The 16,272-nt window shown below is 41.8% G+C and carries 16 protein-coding genes; 12 read left to right on the top strand and 4 right to left on the bottom strand.

Translation table 11 applies throughout. From position 1 onward, the window contains the following. Positions 1-209: 209 nt before the first annotated feature. On the top strand, positions 210-845 hold the full coding sequence (locus tag DRW42_RS00595; protein ID WP_113946891.1) for a response regulator transcription factor: 636 nt from the start codon (positions 210-212) through the stop codon (positions 843-845). A gap of 57 nt (positions 846-902) precedes the next feature. Here DRW42_RS00595 and DRW42_RS28635 read toward each other — a convergent pair whose 3' ends face one another. Further along, the gene (locus DRW42_RS28635; RefSeq protein ID WP_158544246.1) at positions 903-1,064 is read right to left on the bottom strand and encodes a hypothetical protein; all 162 of its coding nucleotides are present in this window, start codon (positions 1,062-1,064) and stop codon (positions 903-905) included. Between the two features lie 39 nt (positions 1,065-1,103). Here DRW42_RS28635 and DRW42_RS00590 point away from each other — a divergent pair, with 39 nt between their 5' ends. From DRW42_RS00590 to DRW42_RS00540, 11 genes are all read left to right on the top strand, one after another. Beyond that, a complete protein-coding gene (locus DRW42_RS00590) occupies positions 1,104-1,295 on the top strand; it encodes a hypothetical protein (protein ID WP_113946890.1) in 192 nt (63 codons plus the stop codon). Positions 1,296-1,404: 109 nt separating this feature from the next. Continuing rightward, positions 1,405-2,997 carry a hypothetical protein gene (locus DRW42_RS00585; RefSeq protein ID WP_113946889.1) on the top strand — a complete coding sequence of 531 codons (1,593 nt, stop codon included), beginning with the start codon at positions 1,405-1,407 and terminating at the stop codon, positions 2,995-2,997. Positions 2,998-3,188: 191 nt separating this feature from the next. Further along, the gene (locus DRW42_RS00580) at positions 3,189-3,731 is read left to right on the top strand and encodes a serine O-acetyltransferase (protein WP_113946888.1); all 543 of its coding nucleotides are present in this window, start codon (positions 3,189-3,191) and stop codon (positions 3,729-3,731) included. A 210-nt stretch (positions 3,732-3,941) separates the two neighbouring features. Beyond that, positions 3,942-4,346: a response regulator gene (locus DRW42_RS00575; RefSeq protein WP_113946887.1), complete on the top strand. Its 405-nt coding sequence runs from the start codon at positions 3,942-3,944 to the stop codon at positions 4,344-4,346. After that, positions 4,346-5,419, top strand: a complete 1,074-nt coding sequence (locus tag DRW42_RS00570) for a sugar transferase (RefSeq protein WP_113946886.1) — start codon at positions 4,346-4,348, stop codon at positions 5,417-5,419. The genes DRW42_RS00575 and DRW42_RS00570 overlap by 1 nt, the downstream gene beginning before the upstream one ends. Before the next feature lie 33 nt (positions 5,420-5,452). Then, a complete protein-coding gene (locus DRW42_RS00565) occupies positions 5,453-6,133 on the top strand; it encodes a TolC family protein (RefSeq protein ID WP_113946885.1) in 681 nt (226 codons plus the stop codon). A 70-nt stretch (positions 6,134-6,203) separates the two neighbouring features. After that, positions 6,204-8,279: an exopolysaccharide transport family protein gene (locus DRW42_RS00560; protein ID WP_158544245.1), complete on the top strand. Its 2,076-nt coding sequence runs from the start codon at positions 6,204-6,206 to the stop codon at positions 8,277-8,279. A 33-nt stretch (positions 8,280-8,312) separates the two neighbouring features. After that, complete coding sequence (locus DRW42_RS00555) at positions 8,313-9,569, top strand: O-antigen ligase family protein (protein ID WP_113946883.1); 1,257 nt, start codon at positions 8,313-8,315, stop codon at positions 9,567-9,569. A 99-nt stretch (positions 9,570-9,668) separates the two neighbouring features. Then, entirely contained in the window at positions 9,669-10,823 is a 1,155-nt protein-coding gene (locus tag DRW42_RS00550; RefSeq protein ID WP_113946882.1) for a glycosyltransferase, read from the top strand. Between the two features lie 25 nt (positions 10,824-10,848). Continuing rightward, positions 10,849-12,057: a glycosyltransferase gene (locus DRW42_RS00545; protein WP_244215157.1), complete on the top strand. Its 1,209-nt coding sequence runs from the start codon at positions 10,849-10,851 to the stop codon at positions 12,055-12,057. Between the two features lie 3 nt (positions 12,058-12,060). Continuing rightward, entirely contained in the window at positions 12,061-13,152 is a 1,092-nt protein-coding gene (locus tag DRW42_RS00540) for an acyltransferase family protein (protein WP_113946880.1), read from the top strand. 20 nt (positions 13,153-13,172) lie between these two features. Here the strand turns inward: DRW42_RS00540 and DRW42_RS00535 are convergent, their stop codons facing one another. The 3 genes from DRW42_RS00535 to DRW42_RS00525 are packed head-to-tail and all read right to left on the bottom strand — an operon-like array spanning position 13,173 to position 16,215. Further along, the gene (locus DRW42_RS00535; protein ID WP_113946879.1) at positions 13,173-13,952 is read right to left on the bottom strand and encodes a glycosyltransferase; all 780 of its coding nucleotides are present in this window, start codon (positions 13,950-13,952) and stop codon (positions 13,173-13,175) included. Positions 13,953-13,971: 19 nt separating this feature from the next. After that, positions 13,972-14,826, bottom strand: a complete 855-nt coding sequence (locus DRW42_RS00530; protein ID WP_113946878.1) for a glycosyltransferase family 2 protein — start codon at positions 14,824-14,826, stop codon at positions 13,972-13,974. A gap of 36 nt (positions 14,827-14,862) precedes the next feature. Then, positions 14,863-16,215 (bottom strand): lipopolysaccharide biosynthesis protein, encoded by a 1,353-nt coding sequence (locus DRW42_RS00525; protein WP_113946877.1) that lies wholly within the window; start codon positions 16,213-16,215, stop codon positions 14,863-14,865. Between the last annotated feature and the right edge of the window lie 57 nt (positions 16,216-16,272).

Here is a 16,272-nt window from a genome sequence, read left to right as displayed (position 1 = left end):
GTTAACTGCGTGATATCAAAGGGCATAGCTAAAACAATTCTTTTTTATAGGTTTGTCAGGTCCGGCTTAAGCAGGATATAGGATCGTCTCCCCCTTCAAAAAAATCATCTGATCATCAACGGCATAAATCCGGTATGGTGGGTTAATGGAATATGTAGAAATGACGGGAACAGGCATCTGACAATATTACTTAAAAAAACGCATTATTTATGATATCAGTTTCCATTGTTGAAGATCACAGCCTTTACCGGAACAGTTTGGCCAGTACAATTCTAGAAAACAAATCTTTCGAACTTAAAGGGGTTTATTCCTCAGCTGAAGAAGCATTGGAAAAGTTGCCCAATGAATGTCCTGATATCGCTATAGTAGATATCAAACTTTCCAATATGTCGGGGATCGACCTAGTGATGCAGAGCAGGAAAAGCCTTGGTAAAACACTTTTCCTGATGTGCACCGGCTTCCAGAATGATGAAAAAATCTTCAGTGCATTGCAGGCAGGTGCATCGGGCTATATTGTTAAAGGCTGTACTTCGGCCGAGATCCACGAAGCGCTGATAGAGCTTTATAACGGCGGGGCGCCTATGAGTCCCTACATCGCCAGAAAAGTGATTAATCTGGTTCGGGGAGGACAACCTGCGCGGCCAAAAATTGATTTGGGCCTTAGCGACCGCGAACTTGAAGTACTATCGCTACTGAGTAAAGGGTTGTTATATAAAGAAATATCAGATACACTTTTTATCAGCCCGAATACCGTAAAAAACCATTGTAAAAACATTTATAAGCGCCTTCATGTCCAAAATAAGATTGAAGCTCTTAACAAATTTAAAAACTATAGTTACAATTAATCTGCCAGCGCTGTTACTATTTCGGTTCCAATTAAGCGGCTTGGCATAAAAAATCTTTTATTTCTCTGCAACATGCATCCAGGTATGTTTAAACACGTACCAACAGATCATAATCAATAAGCGTAAAACTTTAACGCCGGCAACCTGTTGTCCCCTTGTTGTCATCCCCTTTACACGCTGCCAGACAGATAGCTTTGTTCTGTACAGTTCGCGATGCATTGGTTTTAGCTGGCAATATTAAGATTTAAGTTTCCCGATATGATTAAATTAGCGTATGATACTCCCATTTCCAGGTTGGAAAAGATTAAGATTGGTGATGAGGTAATGGATGAGTACCAATCCAGCGGAAAGGTTACTATGATAAAGAAGAATATCAGTGGTGAGTTTACTGAATTTATATTTTTACTAGACAGTAAACAGACCATTTTTATCATGTGCGCAGGGGCATAAACAATTTTGTGGGGCAAATTGCCCTGTTAAACGCTTAAGTTTTGCACATCATGCAGTTTATAGGCAATGGGCAAATAAAATTGCTACCTTGTAGTCCAATCCCATTCTCATGAAGAAAAGCCGTTTTGCGAAAGTAATTTTTGCTGCCGCTGTTACTACCATTGTCATTTTTCCCAACTGCCATAAAGCCATCATCACCGGGCCTGAAAATAATGTGGTCAACACCTCATTGAGTGAGGAACCATTTAAAGAATATCTGGGAGTAAATGCCTTCGAATGGAATTTTACTTCGGATGTTAACCACGGTCAGATTGAAGAATCCAGGTTTCAGACGATAAAATCTTTTACAGGTATCAGGCACTATCTGGATTGGCAAAGGATAGAGAATAAGGAGGGATTATTTACCTATAGCCCTTCACATTGGGGCGATTGGGATTATGATCAGATTTACCGGAGAATGAAAGAGGCAGGTAAATACGTATTACTGGATTTAAAAGGTTGCCCCGATTGGCTTTTGGAAACCTATCCGCTGGGTAAAAGGGATGCTGAAAATGTTCCGGCGCCTTACGGTCTCGACCGGTCTTTACCGGCAAGTTATCTTAAACAGGCTCGGGCCGGCTTTCAGTTGGCAGCACGCTATGGTGCAAACAAACTTGTTGATAAAAGCTTATTACTGGCAGATCCTACTGTTCGCTGGAGAGACGATCCACAGAATTTACCCAAAGCAGGTTTAGGTCTTATCAGCTATATGGAGTGTGATAATGAGCGTGATAAATGGTGGAAAGGCCCGTTGGCCCAGCAATCGCCTGAAGAATATGCTGCCAACCTTTCGGCGTTTTACGATGGCCATAAAGGTACCCTGGGTAAAGGCATCGGGGTTAAAACAGCAGACCCGGATATGATTGTGGTGATGGGCGGCCTGGCCGATCCAAATCCTGATTTTGTACGCAAAATGGTGGCGTGGTGCAAAACCAACAGAGGAATGAAAGCAAACGGACAGATTGATCTTTGTTTTGATGTGATTAACTACCACCAATATTCTAACAATGGTTTTCAGAATTATGGTAACGCTACGGCAGGCATGGCACCTGAGCTTTCTGAGCTGGGTAAGGTTGCCGCATTATTTAGAGATTTTTCAAAATCAGTAAATGGCGGTATCCCCGTTTGGGTTACTGAAACAGGTTTCGATATAGGCGAGCATACGCCGCAAAGAGCTTTAAAAATAGGCGATAAAAGCGCAATGGTTACACAGGCCGACTGGAACCTGCGAACAGCTTTGCTCTATGCCAGATCAGGAATATCTAAATGTATTTTTTACATGTTGGAGAATGTGGATGTAAACAGCTGGACCCAATATACCTCTTCGGGTTTTGTTAATCCTGATTACTCAAAAAGGCCATCAGCCGATTATGTGCTCCAGACAAACCGGTTAATAGGAGAGTACCATTACCAATCTACCCTTAGTAAAGACCCGTTGGTTGATGTGTACGTGCTCAATGGAAAAAAAACCTTTGTACTTACCATACCGGATCAGGTTGGAAGGTCAAAATCATACGACCTTGATCTCGGCCAGAGTAAAGAGGCTACTATTTATACACCCGCCATTGGCAAAGATGAAATGGCTGGTAAAACCGTAACCACTAAAAATGGGATTCTGCAAGTTCAGGTAACAGAAACTCCCGTGTTTATTCAACCTAAATAAAAAACCACCGTAATTTACACTAAGACACGGGCATGCATTTGCTCCTGTTTATTGGTACTTAAGGGCTATTTTGGACCTAACGGGGATACAATAGCTTTGTACAAGCTAAGGCTAAGGATCGGCATGCGATATTGCCTGCCCGGTTTTTTTTCGATGCGCCTTAATGTATATGAATATAAAGACGGATAATAATGGTTTCTGAAGGCCGGGGACAATCACTTTATGTGTTTCAGGACTGGAAGAACAATAAAGGGAATTTTAAGTCCAGGATTATCATGCTCCTTTACCGAATCTCCTCGTTAATTTATCGTTACAGAATTTTACGGTTTATTTTTTTCTGGTACCTGTTGCTTTACAAGTTTGCTTTAGGCTGGTTGATGAATATCGGAATCAACTCAAGTGCTGTAATTGGCAAGGGCTTGAGGATACAGTATGGTTTCGGGACAGTAATTGGCAGTAATACTGTAATTGGCAAAAACTGTAACATCAGGCAGCTTACCAATATCAGTGCAAAAATGAAAGAAAACGGCAGTTATGGCCGCGCACCCCGGATTGGAGATAACGTAGATATAGGCATTAGCGTGGTAATACTTGGCGATGTAAATATCGGAAACAATGTAACCATTGGCGCGGGCTCTTTAATTACCAAAGATGTAGAAGACAACTGCGTAATGGTGGGCAGCACCGCTACCGTATTAAAGAGAAAATATATCATCTCTGTTGAAGGAGCGTAGCTAACACATCAATTTAATACCCCGCCATTGGGGTTAATATCTCTATACAAAAAGAACTGCTTTTGTTGTTTTAAATCCCGGCCAGAAGGGATTAGCCCTATTGGGCTATTGATACGCGGCAGGCGAAATTAGACCTTTACAGCATCTTAAAAATATATCAATAACCGGTATGTGTAGAAGATGACGAATACCATATCATAATTAACGTTAATGAAAAATCTTATTTTAAAGAACAACGTCAAAAAATATGTTAAAAAACATATACTTCTGGTAGATGGGGGATTGGACCTTGGCAAATTACTGAACTTTATCCTTGCACCCGAATACAAGCTTACCATTAAAACCAATGGAATTGATGCGCTGAGCTGGCTCGAAGAAGGCAATGATCCTGATCTGGTAATTTCGAGTTTAAGGATGCCGTTTTTTGACGGAAGCGTATTTATCCAAAGCTTAAAATGCAGTGGTTTTTACCGCAATACGCCGGTTATGCTCCTTTCGGGAGAGGAAAACCTGGAAGATAAAATAAAAAATATGTCGGTGAGGATTGACAGTTACATGGAAAAACCCTTCGATCCGGCAATTTTGAAAAACCAGATTAGCAGGTTAATTGCATAATGAACGGCCATAATAATGATACTGCTGTTGCCAATGTAAGATCGGTTTACTTTGGTAAATTATTGAGGGATGCGATTTTTGAATGCCTGGATAAGCATACTAAAGAAGTTATTTTTATCGATGACTTTCAATCTTACATCCAGCAACAAACTTTTTTAAGCCTTCCAGACCTGGTGCTGATCGAAGTGGATGAAAATCCCGAGTGGTTTAACCAGGTTTCATTTATCAGGGATCATCCGATACTAAAGCACCTCATTGTTGTACTGATTGGTACAACAGAAAATGCTGAATCGAGGAAAAAGGCATTAAAGCTGAGGGCAAACGATTATTACGTTTATCCCTTTCCACACGCTGATTTTATTTCCAGGATTGCTTTCCTCATCAGGTTTAAAGCAATTAAGCCAAATATTATAGAGCTTTCCGTGCAAATGCAGGAGCGTTACAAAATACCTTTGAGTAAACGCTTATTCGATATAGTCGCTTCAGGAACAGCCCTGCTATTATTAATGCCGCTGTTTGTCCTGATCGGGATTATGATCAGGCTCGAATCTAAAGGCACCATCATTTACAAAAGTAAACGTGTAGGTGCAGGTTATAAGATATTCGATTTCTATAAATTCAGGTCGATGCGCCAGGATGCCGATAAAATGATCGGCGAAATGGCTTCGTTAAACCAATATGCCAATGAAGGGAATAAAAACGGAAAATCTGCTTTTGTAAAATTCAACAACGACCCAAGGATTACCCGTTTGGGCAGGATATTACGCAAAACCAGTATCGATGAACTTCCGCAACTGATCAATGTATTTATCGGCGATATGTCGCTGGTAGGCAACAGGCCGCTTCCACTCTACGAGGCAGAACAGCTTACTACCAATAAATGGTCTTCGCGTTTCAACGGCCCCGCAGGTTTAACAGGCTTGTGGCAGATCAGTAGAAGAGGTAAGAAAGAAATGTCGGAGAGCGAACGCAAAGAGCTCGATAATTACTATGCCAACCATTATTCTATTTTCCTCGATTTCAAAATTATATTAAAAACCATTCCCGCGCTAATCCAGAAAGAAGAAGTTTAACAGATTGCCCGGTTAATATCACACAAAAATTATATGAAAAACATTTCAGCTATAACCCTTTTATTATTTATGCTTGTTGGCAGTTCGGTATTTGCGCAAGAATCCATTCTGGGCCAGGTAAACCAGGCAGACATCGAACAATATGTTGCGCTCGCCAGGCAGAATTACGTAAAACGAAAAATCCAGACCATTTCTTCTGAAGCGGTAAAAAACGATGTTTCTATGGCCAAAGTATCTTATCTGGATATTTTAAATGCATCCTATTTTTATCGCCCCCAGAATAACACCGTTTTGGATCCCGTAAACCCATACAACGTAAACGGATTTCAGTTCGGCGTCAATATTAACGTAGGCTCTTTGCTCCAAAAGCCGTTTATGGTAAAAAAAGCCAAAGCAAATTACAAGGTAGCCCAGTTAGAAGCGCTTGACTTCGATACCCAGCTTACGCTCGAAGTTAAAAAAAGATATTATAACTACCTGCAGGAAAAAAGCCGTTTAAAGGTGCTCACTCAAAGTGCGTCAGACAGTAAAGGAGTTGCAGAAAGTTTGAGGAGAAAATTTGAACGGAGTGAGGTTTCCCTTGAGGTTTTCAATCAATCGAGGGTTACACAATCGAGTGCAGAAACATTAAAAGTAGAGGCGGAGGGCAATTACCTGAAAGCAAAAGATTTATTGGAAGAAATAATCGGTCAGCAGATACCGGAAGGAAAATAATATGGTAATGGATTTTAAATTTTTTTTGCATCGGATTTTCAGGTTTAAATGGCTCATAATCTTATTGCCCGTGTTGGCGATAATCATTTCTTTCCTGCTGGTAAAAAATATCCCCCGAAAATACGAATCTGTTGCACAGATTTCAACCGGTTTGCTCGATCCTTCTAAAAAGGTAATCAGCAATGAAACGGTAGATTTTTTTGCCGTAAACCAGCAGTTTGCCAATCTGGTAGAAAAATTTACAATGAAAAGGATGATCAACCTGCTTACCTACAGGCTAGTAATTCATGATCTTACCGATCAGAAGAGTGCATTTAAACGCTTGCCCGAATCATTATTGGCAAAAAGTAGTACAGAATTGGCAGAGATTACAGCCCTTTTTGAAAAAAAACTGACCAGCAATGCCCTGTTAACCCTTGATGATGATAAAGGCCGCTACAAACTATTTACCATTGCCGAAGATATGGGTTATGGCGAAGAACAGTTAAGGGATGACCTGGAGGTTTCGCATGCAACCAACAGCGATCTGCTTTCCGTGATTTTTACTTCCGGAAATCCTGCATTATCTGCCTTTACAGTGAACACGCTTTCTACCGAGTTCATCAGCAGTTACAGCAATGATGTGTCAAACAACCAGAACTCTTCTGCCAAAATCCTTGATTCGATGCTCCTGAGCAAAAAAAATGCAATGGATGCCAAAAATAACCTGCTTTCAAATTTTAAACGGACCAAAGGGGTGCTTAACCTCGACGAACAATCGGCAACAGTTTACAACCAGATTTCGCAGTACGAAGCGCAACGTGCTGAAGCCATGCGGGTAATCCAATCGAATGCAGGTGGTGTAGCCACTATCGAAAGCAAACTTGGTGGGAGCGACCGATATATTAATGGAAGCAGCAGGGCCAGCAACCGCGAGATCGTTGATCTTAAAAGGCAGTTGCAAGTTGCCAATAACCTTTATATAGATGGTGGATTTAAACCTGCCATGCAAAAGAAAATTGATTCATTAAACCGCCTGATCAGTAATAAAAGCTCGGCGAATATGGATGAAAATATAGTAGATACGCGTGTATCAAAACAGGATCTTGTTCAGCAAAAAGTTGGTCTGGAAGTATCTTTACAACAGGCACGGAGCAGTATTAGAACGCTGGACGGGCAGTTGCGTATTTTACGGGGCCGATACAGCAGTATGGTTCCTTTTGATGCCGATATACAAAACTATCAGCGTGATGCAGAACTGGCCACCAAAGATTACATGCTGGCACTTGATCGTTTCAATTCCGCAAAAACCGATCAGAAATTAGGTCTCAATCTCCAAATTGAACAATTGGGGTTGCCAGGCAATCCAAAACCTACTAAAAAGGCACTGTATATTGCCGGAGCCGGTACAGGCACTTTTGCGCTTTGCATTAGTTTTGTGCTGCTGTTGGTGGTGGTAGATTCTGCTGTGCGCAACCAGCAGACCCTCGAAGCCATTACCGAAAGTCCGGTAATTGGAAATATAAACGAAATAGCTGGTAAAGAACGCACTGCCAGAAATATCTGGGGCGATAAATCTACAGACGGAAAATACCTGGTATTTAAAGAACAGATCAGATCGCTGAGGTTTGAAATTGCCTTGCAGATGGAAAACACTGGCAGCAAAATTTTGGGTATCACCAGTTTGGCAGGTGGCGCAGGAAAAACCTTTTTAAGCCATAGCCTCGCTTACGCCTTTGCATTAACCGGTAAAAAAGTGCTGCTCATTGCTGATGAACAACAACAGCCCCTATCAAATGAAACAGGACTGATCTCTAACCTGAGCTTTCAGTCTTTCCTGATCAAAAAAGAATTTCATACTGAAGATCTGATTACGGTGATGAACAAAAGCGTTGAGCGGAATTCGCTGCTGGAAATCCAGAATGTAGGTAACCTGAAAGATGGTTTCGAGGTGCTTAAAAAAGAATTTGATTATATAATTATTGACGTGAACAGCTTACGTGAAGTTAATATTTCGAAAGAATGGTTGTTATTTACTGAGCGTAACATTGCCCTTTTTGAGTATGGCGGTAAAATTGGCGAAGCAGACAGGCCTTTAATCCGTTACATCAGGGAGCAACCCGGTTTTATGGGCTGGGTATTTAATAAAGTAACCGATGTTAAATAATTTACCGGTGCATCAATACGGCTTACCTAACTAATGAAGCGGATTTTACTTTATTTTCTGGTTGCCTACTGCTTTTTCCTGTTTCTTTTTGGACGCGAAATCGGCTTGCTGCCTTACGGTTTATTGATCGATGTGTTTTTTGTGCTCATCTTACTTACTACGATTGTTACCACAGCGAAAAAAGAATGGGATGCCATTAATATCAGTCTTTTTTACCTGCTGTTGTTGTGGCTGATGGTAAGTTTATTTGAAGGCTTTAATCCGGGTTCCAGTAAACTGGGCTGGATCAATGAAATCCGCAGTACGGCCATTTACCCCTTTATAGCGGTGCTGCTTGGCCTGTTAATTTTCCGGACGCACCGCGACCTGGATATTTTTCTTACCCTGGTATTAATCTGTTCCACTTTGGCCTCATTAAACGGAATTAAACAACTTTATATTGGTCCAAGTGCCAATGAGCGGGTGTTTTTACTCGATAATGCAAGCACGCACCTTTTATGGGGCCGTTTGCGTGTTTTTTCTTTTTACAGTGATGCCGGGCAGTTTGGTGCATCGCAGGCACACGTTGGCTTAATGGCAATTATCCTTTCGCTCGCGCCCATTAAAACCTGGAAAAGGATTTTACTTTTTTTATGCGGGGCAATCAACATTTACGGTATGCTGATTTCGGGTACGCGTGGTGCCTTGTTTTTAATCGTTATAGGTGGCTTTGTGGCCATTGTTCTTGGTAAAAATTACCGGGCGCTTTTATGTGGTGGCTTTCTGGTTATCGCCCTGCTTGGCATACTTAAATTTACTACCATAGGCGATAGCAATTACCAGATTTACCGTTTACGCACGGCAATGAATCCTGAAGATCCCTCGTTAAACTTGCGGTTGGCCAATCAAAGAAACCTGGCACTTTACATGAAAGATTATCCCTTTGGGGGCGGGCCCGGAGTGACCGGATATTATGGAAAACTTTATAACGGGGACAAGTATCTCTCACGAGTTGAACCCGATAGTTACTTTGTGAAAATCTGGATGATGTATGGAGTTGTAGGACTTACCATCTGGTTTTGCATCATGATGTACATTTTGGGTAGCTGCTGCGGTATTACATGGCGAATAACAGACAGGGTGCTGAAGGTAAAAATAATTGCCCTTACCGCAGGCTGTGCAGGTATTCTGTTTTGCAGTTATGGCAACGAAGTAATTAACCTCATGCCGACTTCAATTGTGGTCTATCTTTCCTGGGTATTTATTTACAGATCGCCGGAATTAAAACCCGGTAAAGAAATTTTAATTTAAGTTATGCCGTTCGAATATTTTATCATCCCGGGAATAATCTGCTTTATTATAGGCCTGTTTAAAGCCAAAAATATTTACCTCTCCAAAAAGCCCTAAAATATGATTTTAAATGTTGTTTGGCTGGTTATACAGCTCCTGATCGGTTACAACCTCATATTGCCATTGTTGCTCTATGGGGGATATCTGCTGACTGGCAAACGCAAATACCCTAAAATAGAAAGCGTTGAGCACGATTATGCCATTATTGTTACGGCTTATGAACAGACAGAATTATTGCCCGCAGTAGTGGATTCACTGCTGAAAATCGATTATTCCAATTACCTGATCTATCTGGTGTGCGATAATTGCGATATATCCGGCCTTCATTTCGATGATGAGCGGGTAATTTTACTCCGGCCCGAAAAAGTATTGGCCAGTAACACCCGTTCGCACCTTTATGCCATTGCCCACTTTAAACGTGAACACAAGCTCCTTACCATTATTGATAGCGATAACCTGGTCGACAGGCAGTATTTAAAAGAACTTAATGTGTTTTTTGATCATGGCTTTGACGCCGTTCAGGGTTTGCGGAAATCAAAACGACTGGAAACCACCATTGCCTCGTTGGATGCGGCAAGAGACTTATATTACCATTTTTTTGATGGCGAAGTGATGTTTGCCTTAGGTTCTTCGGCAACACTGGCGGGATCGGGGATGGCTTTTAGCACCAAATTGTATATTAATGCTTTCCGGGATCATGACCTTCAGGGAGCAGGTTTTGACAAAGTTTTACAGGCAAAAATCGTTTCTCAGGATCTTCGCATTGCATTTGCACCGCGTACAATAGTTTACGACGAAAAAACAGCAAATCGTGTACAATTGGTTAACCAGCGATCGCGTTGGATCAACACCTGGTTTAAATATTTTAGCCTGGGTTTTTCTGTTATTGGCCGTGGTTTGCGCAACCGCAGTTGGAACCAGCTGCTTTTTGGGGTGGTACTGTTACGTCCGCCACTTTTTCTGTTTATTCTGCTTTCAATGTTGTGTTTGCTGCTCAATATTTTTTTAGGAAGCAAATTATCATGGTTATGGTGTGCGGCCTTTATTGCTTTTGGTTTAAGTTTTTTTATTGCACTAAGGCATGGCAAAGCCGATCGTAATATCTACAAGGCCCTGGCAGGCATCCCATCATTTATTTACGTACAACTCTGCTCTCTGATGCGCATCAAGCAGGCCAATAAACGCTCGGTAGCTACCAGGCATGTTATCAAATAATACTAAAAACGCTAATCAAAAAGATTTGAAAAATCGAAATATTATCATTGTAGGTCAGCAGCCCTGGGATACAGAAATTGGGAGCAACTGTAAAAATATTGCATTGGAATTTTCCAAACAAAACCGTGTGCTTTATATCAATCCGCCGTTAGATCGCATCAGCAAAATGCGGCATACGGGTGATAAAAGAGTACAGAAACGCCTGGCCATTATTAAAGGCAAACAAAGCGGTCTCGAAGAAATCAGTCCCGGCCTTTTTACGCTCTATCCCGATTGCCTTATCGAATCGGTAAACTGGCTGCCCCGGGGATTTATTTTTACCAGCATTAACCGGTATAATAACCATAAATTTTACCGTGCCGTAAAACCTGTAATCGAGAGCCTGGGCTTTAACGATGCAGTGTTGTTTAACGATGGCGACATGTTCAGGAGTTTTTACCTCATCGAACTGTTGCAACCCCTCGCTGCTGTTTATTACTCGCGTGATAACCTGGTTGCTACCACATATTATAAAAAACACGGATTGGCCCTCGAACCGCAATTAATTGCAAAAAATGACCTCTGTGTAGCCAATTCTGAGTTCCTGGCAGATTATTGCAGGCATTCTAATCCTAACTCCAGCTACATTGGGCAGGGCTGCGATTTTAGCCTTTTCGACCATTTTCTGGAGCAGCCTGAGCAGAAACAACCGAAGGCTTTTACAGGTCCGGTTATTGGTTATGTGGGTGTACTTACCTCGGCCAGGCTGGATATTACTTTGATAGCAGGCATAGCCAAAGCGCGCCCCGACTGGAACATTGTGCTTGTAGGACCAGAAGATGCCGATTTTATGGCCAGCGGACTGCATCAGCTTAACAATGTACACTTTTTTGGTGCCAGGCCAACTGATGAACTCCCGATGCACATACAGGCATTTGATGTGTGCTTCAACCCCCAGCTGATCAACGATCTCACCATTGGCAACTATCCGCGTAAGATTGATGAATACCTGGTTTTGGGCAAACCTACCATTGCCACCGCTACACCATCTATGAAAGCCTTTAAGGAGCAGGTGTACCTGGCCGAAGGCATAAACGGTTATATTGAAGGAATTGAAACCTTGCTTAACCATAATACTCCCGAAAAGGCTTTTCAAAGGGCAGCTTTTGCACGCTCGCACAGCTGGGAAAAATCGGTAAAGGGAATATACGATGCCCTGGCCGGATTAGTGGAAACCAAACGATCTAATTGCTGAGAGATGAAACATAGATTTGTAGTACTCGATGTTTTCAGGGGGATTTTTGCCACCCTGGTGGTGTTTTACCACATGAGCGCTTTTTCTGATACACCCATACTGAATAATGCTTTTATCGAAAACGCCGATCTTTTTGTCGATTTTTTCTTTGTGTTAAGTGGGTTTGTAATCTGTTATTCCTATCGGTCCATCAACGCTGTTAAAAACATTTCCGGCTTCCTTTACAAAAGGCTGATCAGGCTTTACCCTTTACACCTTTTAATGTTATTGTTGTTTTTGGGGGTAGAAGGAATTAAATATTTTCTGGCGGGCCGGGTGCAGATCAATAATTCGCTTGATAATTCTACACTTACCTTTATCACTTCTTTTTTTCTGCTCAACTCTATTGATTTCCCTGGCGTACGCGATATCAGCTGGAATTTGGTGAGCTGGTCTATCAGCGCAGAATTTATCAGTTATGTGGTTTTTGCACTTAGTTGTTTTTCGCTCAGCCATCTCAAATCCGATCGGTTAAAACCCATAGCTTATTTTTTACTGGCAGCCCTGGCAGGCACATTAATTTATAACTTTACCGGTAGCGCACGTTTAGATTATACTTACAATTATGGTTTCTTAAGAGGCATTATCGGCTTTTTTACCGGTAGCCTATGTTTTTATCTGTTCGATTTTTCCCATAACCGCCTGAGCAAATGGTCTGCAGTTTTGTTTACCGTTTTAGAAATATCTGCAGTAATCATTGTCGGTTTTATGGTGGTTAACGGAAAAGAATTCCGTCAGCTGGGCATTCTTTTTGAACCGGTTTTCTTCGTTTCTGTCTTTATTTTTGCTTTCCAGAAAGGTTATTTATCCCTCATGCTTAGCAAATCAGGCTTACTGGAGAAGATGGGGAAATATTCTTATTCCATTTACATGGTTCATACCCTGTTCATCAGTGTTTTTAATGTGCTTTTTATCAGGATCCTGAAATTTCCTCCTGCGGCATACGGTTATCTGTTTATTATTAATTACCTGGTAATTTACCTGGTTGCAGGCTGGACTTACAGGAATATCGAAATGCGCTTTCAGAAAAAACTTCAGCTGCAGAAAAAGCCATAATATTACAGCCAGCCAGGCTATTAAAGCTTTCGGAGTGGTGGCTGCGCAATAATGTCGAAATTATACTTAAGCTGGCGGTAAGTATCTCTTAACAGTTTAATCCATACGGCTTTACTTTCACGCCAGCTGATCCGGGTCATGGTGCTCGGTTCCTGGTGCGAATTTTTCTGGATCAGCAGCTTGCTAAAATCATTATAAAACAGCCCCTGCGCTTTGTTCTGTAAAAAGGAAATACACATTTTGTATTCCGTAAGATCTCCCTTTAAGCCCTCAGGATACCGGCCGAATTTTTGAAAAAAATCTGATCTTCTTAAATGTGGATGGTCCGAATAAAGGTATATTTTGGTGTAATCTGTCCCAAAGGTAGGGTGGAACATTTGCGAAAAGTGTTCGTCAAAGGGTTTTAGGTAGGCGTAAGGCGAGTAAGCATAAAACCGCACAATATCCAATGCCTTTTTTGCCTTCATGTGTTCCAGTCCCTGTAAAAACAGGTGCGGAAACCGGGCAGAAGGTTCAAAATCTTCCTGAATGTAAAGGGTGTAAGGCTTGGTTACTGCATCCTGGCCTTTATTTATGTTATGGCCCAGGCCACGGTTTACGGGTGTGGTAATCAGTTTAAAACCGAAAGCTTTTTGGAGCAGGTGGAGTTTGCCCAGGTGTTCTTCGTTGCTTCCGTCATCCGAAACTATAATTTCGCCAAAACCGCATTTTAGGTCGTTAAGCGTATATAACAAGTTGGCTAAGGATGAACTTCTGTTGTAGTGCGTTATTAAAAGGGAAACCTGAAAAAAGGTGTACATTGTTAATTGATTTTAAGGTTTAAATTTTCTTGGTATCGTGTGGCTTGTGTGGCGTAAAGAGCGAGAATAATTTTTTTGATTCGATCGAAATCCTAGAGAATAATGCCTGGGTAAAAGAACCATCCCGCTGCAAGGTTCGTGGTGCTGTCCATGCTCGGGAACGGTTGCGCTTAAGCTGGCGTACTTTGCCAAACTGCATCAGATCGAAACACAGGCGCCCGTCTTCGCCCCGCACATTTACCATCACGTAGCCCACCTTCATTCCATACTCGCGGATATAACCCATGCTGATGCCAAATGCATTAAGATAGGGGCGTTTTACATGCCTTAAAGCAGCAACAGCATCCTTCATTTTCTCTAAGATGGCCAGTTTCCACCGGGGGAAACCGGGTTCGGGAATAAAAGAATAGCGGCCATACACACAAACGGTGCCGGGGCTGCTTAAAATGGCCAGCATATCATCAAGCCAGCACTCCGGGTAAATGCAATCCGCATCAGCCAGCAGAATGTATTTTCCCCTCGCTTTTTCCATACCCATCTGTCGCGCAGGTCCACAGCCCTGTATCTGCTGGAAATAACTTTTAAGGTGCAGTTTATCCAGAGTCAGCTGTGTTGCATCGGTAGAGTTGTTGTTAATTACAATAATTTCAAGCGGTATTTTAGTGGCCAGGTTGGCCAGGCTCGCCATATTGCGGATAACATTAACTTCTTCATTCCAGGCCGCTATTACAATACTCACCAGGGGAGTTTCGGTTTGCAGCACATCCAGCCGGGCATTTATTTCTTCAAAAAGCGATTCGGGTACTTCAGTTAACTGTTTAAAAGAAAAATCATATTTGTTGATCCATTCCGGAGTAGTGAAAATATTGTTCATGGTATGCGTTATATCATTGAGTTAAATGGACCGTAATCAGCGTAAATTTTGTGCCTGTTTTATTCCCAGGGTTACAAACCTCATCAGTTCGCGATAGCCGCTGAGGTAACTGTTTACCAGAGAGAATTTTCTAAAATCTTTATTGATATAATAATAAGAAATGGCTATTGCGGTAATGGTTGGGAAAAATGTGCCGATTACAATGCCATAAACATTCCCAAGCAGGTAAACACCCAAAAAATCGGCTGAAAGGTTAACCAACAGCATCACCATTACTTTAATGAAATTGATTTGTGGCCTGTGGATCGCATCAAGCGCTACGCTCATAAAACGGTCTGCGGGGTAAAGCAATGCAAACGTGGTAAAAATCCTGAAGATGTTTATCGCTGTATCACCTGCGGAGGTATTGTGGTATTGCCCCCCGCCAATAATGCTCATGGCCAGTCCGGCGGCAATATAGGCTACAACCAGCACCGGAAACAGGCAGATGGTAATGGTTCCGATATATTTTTTCATAATATCAATTACTTCTTTCTTATTTCCGCTGTTATAAGCTTTAGATAAAGAAGGCATCGCGGTAGCCACGAAACTTCTTAGCGGAATTTCTACCACTTCCATCAGGCGTTTGCCCAGGTTATATACGGCCAGTGAGGATGGCCCGAGCATAAAATTGATCACAAAGGTATCTGTTACCCCAAAAAGGCTGCTGCTGATGGAAGTGCCCACCGTATATTTTCCGAAATTGAAAATCTCCCTGACGCAGTCTTTTTGTTTTTTAAAAAAATAACCAATGCCCGACCAGCCCATTACCAGCGTTAACATGCTGGTTAGCAGTGTAGCGGCAATATTGGCAAACATGAGGTATTGCAGCGAGTTGATTTTTAAAATGTTGAGGATAACCAGAAAGCTAATGAGTAAAATTACCTGGCACATCCTGATGTATAAAAGGGTATCAAACCGGAGCTCACCCTGGGCAATGCACATGGCTACAATCATCGGTAAGGAGCAGATCAGGTTTATTGCGTAATATTTGATGAAAAATGCAAGGCTTTCATCATTACTGAAGTGACTGAAAAATAGTAGCGGTATATTAACGGCTACTAATAACAAAGTAATTCCGGCGGCGATATACCAGGTAGAACCAATTACCTGCCGGCCTTTTTCTTCAGTAGCGCCTGCATAAAATTTTACAAATGCCGTGGTCAAAAATCCCTGTCTGAAAGTATCCAAAAAAGAAAGAAGTGCCTGAAAGAAAAACCAGATACCGATTTCTTTAGTGCTTAATGACCGGTATAAAATGGCGGTAAAAAGGAAAGTGAGCAACGACATTCCACCGGTACCCATAAGGGAAAGGAAATGGATATTTTTTAATTTAGAAACTAATTTCATTCAATAAAACAGGGTTTTCCGTAATTTCTGGCCAAAGCTCCATGCAGGGGCGGTTAA

The organism is Pedobacter miscanthi (genome assembly GCF_003315595.1).
GTDB classification, from domain to species: domain Bacteria; phylum Bacteroidota; class Bacteroidia; order Sphingobacteriales; family Sphingobacteriaceae; genus Pedobacter; species Pedobacter miscanthi.
This window is presented reverse-complemented; position numbering and strand designations above follow the sequence as displayed.